4 protein-coding genes and 1 pseudogene are annotated in these 3768 nt (G+C 56.6%); all 5 read left to right on the top strand.

What is annotated here, in order from left to right:
* Positions 1 to 245 (top strand): annotated as a pseudogene (locus Q0341_RS11295) (TRAP transporter substrate-binding protein); the annotation flags it as partial.
* An 86-nt stretch (positions 246 to 331) separates the two neighbouring features.
* Complete coding sequence (locus Q0341_RS11290) at positions 332 to 862, top strand: TRAP transporter small permease (RefSeq protein WP_299513280.1); 531 nt, start codon at positions 332 to 334, stop codon at positions 860 to 862.
* Positions 862 to 2145 (top strand): TRAP transporter large permease, encoded by a 1284-nt coding sequence (locus Q0341_RS11285; protein WP_299513278.1) that lies wholly within the window; start codon positions 862 to 864, stop codon positions 2143 to 2145. Before Q0341_RS11290 ends, Q0341_RS11285 begins: the two co-directional genes overlap by 1 nt.
* Entirely contained in the window at positions 2142 to 3158 is a 1017-nt protein-coding gene (locus Q0341_RS11280) for a beta-propeller fold lactonase family protein (RefSeq protein WP_299513275.1), read from the top strand. Before Q0341_RS11285 ends, Q0341_RS11280 begins: the two co-directional genes overlap by 4 nt.
* Positions 3155 to 3768 (top strand): UxaA family hydrolase (locus Q0341_RS11275; RefSeq protein ID WP_299513273.1); only part of this gene is annotated, 614 nt, incomplete at its 3' end. The genes Q0341_RS11280 and Q0341_RS11275, both read left to right, overlap by 4 nt.

Here is a 3768-nt window from a genome sequence, read left to right as displayed (position 1 = left end):
TGGCTTGGGACAAGTTGACCCCCGCTGACCAAGGCTTGGTCAAAAAGCTGGGACGCGAAGCCCAAATGGAGCAGCGTGGTTTGTGGGACAAGGCTGTGGCTGAATCGGTTGGCAAACTCAAGGCTGAAGGCGTTGAGTTCATCAGCATTGACAACAAGCCGTTCTATGACGCCACTGCGCCCGTGCGGGCCAAATACGGCGCGCCTTATGCCGACTTGATGAAGCGCATCGCAGCGGTCAAGTGACAAAGCCTTTGGAGTGTCGGCCGTGGGCTGACAGATCCTGATCGACAACCCCGGCTTGCGCTGGGGTTGTTTGCTTGAAAGACTTTATGAAATCCCTTTGTGTCCGTTTTTTGGATGCCTTGTACTTGACCTGCATTTGGGTGGCAGGCACGGCTATTTTTTGCATGTCCCTGATCATTCCCTGGGGCGTGTTTTCCCGCTACGTGTTGGGCACGGGATCACAGTGGCCTGAGCCCATTGCGATCTTGCTCATGATGGTGTTCACCTTCATGGGGGGGGCGGCCGCTTTTCGGGCCAATGCCCATATCGCTGTGACCATGCTCACCGATGTGTTGTCACCTCTGCTGCGTTCGGGATTGGCGTGGCTGGTCGATGCGCTCATGCTGCTGGCTTGTGGCTTTGTGGCCTGGTATGGCGCACGCTTGTGCATGGAGACGATGGGGCAAACCATCAGTGAACTCACTTGGTTGCCGGTTGGTGTCACTTACTTGGCCTTGCCTATTGGCTCAGCCATCACATTTTTGTTTGTGCTGGAGAGGCGTTTTATCGGGCCACAAGACCACCGCCCGTTGATGCGCTATGAAGAATCAAAAGACCAGCCTGAGGGAGCCCATTGATGGACGCGCTTGTTTTGATTGGCAGTTTTCTGGGTTTGATGTTGATCGGGGTGCCGATCGCCTATGCCATGGGGTTGGCCGCTTTGATTGGGGCTTTGTGGATAGATATTCCGCTGGACGCGGTGATGATCCAAATTGCGGCGGGGGTCAACAAATTTTCCTTGCTGGCCATCCCATTTTTTGTGCTGGCGGGGGCCATCATGGCCGAAGGCGGCATGGCCAGACGGATGGTGGCTTTTGCCGGTGTTTTGGTCGGCTTTATTCGCGGCGGCCTGTCCTTGGTCAACATTTTGGCATCCACATTTTTCGGGGCCATTTCGGGCTCATCAGTGGCCGACACCGCTTCGGTGGGCACGGTGTTGATTCCAGAGATGGAAAAGAAAGGTTATCCGCGTTCTTTTGCCGCTGCGGTGACCATCAGTGGTTCGGTGCAGGCAATTTTGATCCCGCCCAGCCACAACGCTGTCTTGTTTTCCTTAGCGGCTGGTGGCACGGTGTCGATTGCCGCCTTGTTCATGGCCGGTGTTTTGCCGGGCTTGCTGATGGGTCTGACGCTGGCAGCTTTGTGCATGTACAAAGCGCACAAGCATGGTTACCCCAAAGGCGAGGTGATTCCTTTGCGTGAAGCCATTCGGATTTGTGTGGACGCGCTTTGGGGGATGATGACCATGGTCATCATTTTGGGCGGCATTTTGTCGGGAGTGTTCACCGCCAACGAGTCGGCCTCAATCGCTGTGGTCTGGGCTTTTTTTGTGACCATGTTCATCTACCGCGATTACCGCTGGCGTGATTTGCCCAAATTGGTGCATCGCACGGTCAAGACGGTGACCATCGTGATGATCTTGATCGGGTTTGCAGCGGCTTTTGGCTACATCATGACTTTGATGCAAATTCCGATGAAAGTGACGATGGCCATGACCGAGTTGTCGAGCAACAAGTACGTGATCTTGGCCATGATCAACGTCTTGTTGTTGATGCTGGGCACTTTGATGGACATGGCACCCTTGATTTTGATCTTGACGCCGATTTTGTTGCCCGTGGTCAAAACGCTGGGGGTTGATCCGGTGCATTTCGGCATGATCATGATGGTCAATTTGGGCATCGGCCTGATCACACCGCCAGTGGGGTCGGTGTTGTTTGTGGGCAGTGCCGTGGCCAAGCTTCGAATCGGTGAGGTGACCCAGGCCATGATGCCGTTTTTCATCGCGCTGGTTGCTGTTTTGTTGATGGTGACCTACATGCCTTGGTTGTCTTTGTGGCTGCCAAGGACCATGGGTCTTTGATTCAAATCGAATGGGTTCGCATGTCTACCGTGTTTGTCTCCAATGCCGACAGTGGCGAAATTTCGGTCTTGCAAATGGATACCCAAGGTTTGCTGACCGCACAAGGTGCATTGCATCTGGGTGGCAACCTCATGCCCATGGCCGTGTCGCCCCAACGCGACCGGTTGTTTGTCGCTCGCCGAAGTGCGCCCATGGCGGTGGTCAGTCTGGCCATTGACCGCGCCACAGGCAATTTGACGCTTTTGTCCGAGGCCGCATTGCCCGCCAGCATGGCGTACATCGGCACCGACAGAACAGGCCTGTTTTTGCTGGCGGCTTCTTACAACGGCCATCAACTCACGGTGAGCCCTGTGGCTTCCAGTGGGGCTGTGGGCGCTGTTCAACAAGTCGTCGGCACCGGCCCCAACGCCCACGCCATCATGGCCTCGCCTTGCAACCGATTTGTGCTGGCCACCAGTTTGGGGGGCGACGCCTTGATGGTGTATGCCATGCATGCGCAAACGGGTCAGCTGAGTCTTTGTCACAACTGGCAAACCCGTGCCGGGGCAGGTCCACGACATTTTCGTTTTGACCCGCAAGGGCGCTTTGTGTATCTGCTCAATGAGCTCGATGGCACGCTCGATGTGTTGAGGTGGAGTGCACTGGATGGCCAATTAAGTGGCATCCAAACCGTGGGCATTTTGCCCCAAGGCTTCAGTGGCAAGCCGTGGTCGGCAGATCTGCACCTGACGCCGGATGGCCGACACCTTTACGCCAGTGAGCGCACTTCAAGTACTTTGGCCCATTTTGAGGTGGATGTCACCACGGGCTTGCTCACGGCTAAGGGGCACACGCCGGTGGAAAGCCAACCCAGGGGTTTTGCCATCGACCCCTCGGGGCAGCATTTGCTGGTGGTGGGGCAAACCTCACACCACCTGAGCCGTCTGGCCATCGACACAGACAGTGGCGAGCTGATTTTTCAACAGCGCTTGCCGGTGGGGCGGGGCCCCAATTGGGTGGAGATCTTGGCATGACCGAAAAACCACAGTCAGTTTCTCCCCGTTTGGTGCGCATGCATCCCTCGGACAATGTGGCCATTGTGGTCAACGACGGTGGCTTGCCTGCGGGTACCCGCCTGGACGATGGCGTGGTGTTGCTCGACAAAGTGCCTCAAGGCCACAAAGTGGCTTTGGTGACGATGGCGCAGGGCGAAGTGGTGCGTCGCTACAACGTGCCCATTGGGTTTGCAATCCAAGACATCGCTGCAGGCCAGTGGGTGCAAGAGCGTTTGCTGCAAATGCCTGTCGCCCGTGAGTTGGTCAACTTGCCCATGGCCACCTTGGCGGCACCTGTGTCCACGCCCTTAGAGGGTTACACCTTCGAGGGTTACCGCAATGCAGATGGTTCGGTAGGCACACGCAATATTTTGGCCATCACCACCACCGTGCAATGCGTGGCCGGTGTGGTGGCAAAAGCCGTGCGCCGCATCAAGGACGAGTTGCTGCCCTTGTATCCGCATGTGGACGACGTGGTGGGTCTGGAGCACAGCTACGGCTGTGGTGTGGCCATCGACGCGCCCGACGCCATCATTCCGATCCGCACCTTGCGCAACATCAGCCTGAACCCCAATTTTGGCGGAGAGGT

Origin of the sequence: uncultured Limnohabitans sp., from assembly GCF_937889215.1 — a bacterium.
GTDB lineage: Bacteria > Pseudomonadota > Gammaproteobacteria > Burkholderiales > Burkholderiaceae_C > Limnohabitans_A.
This window is presented reverse-complemented; position numbering and strand designations above follow the sequence as displayed.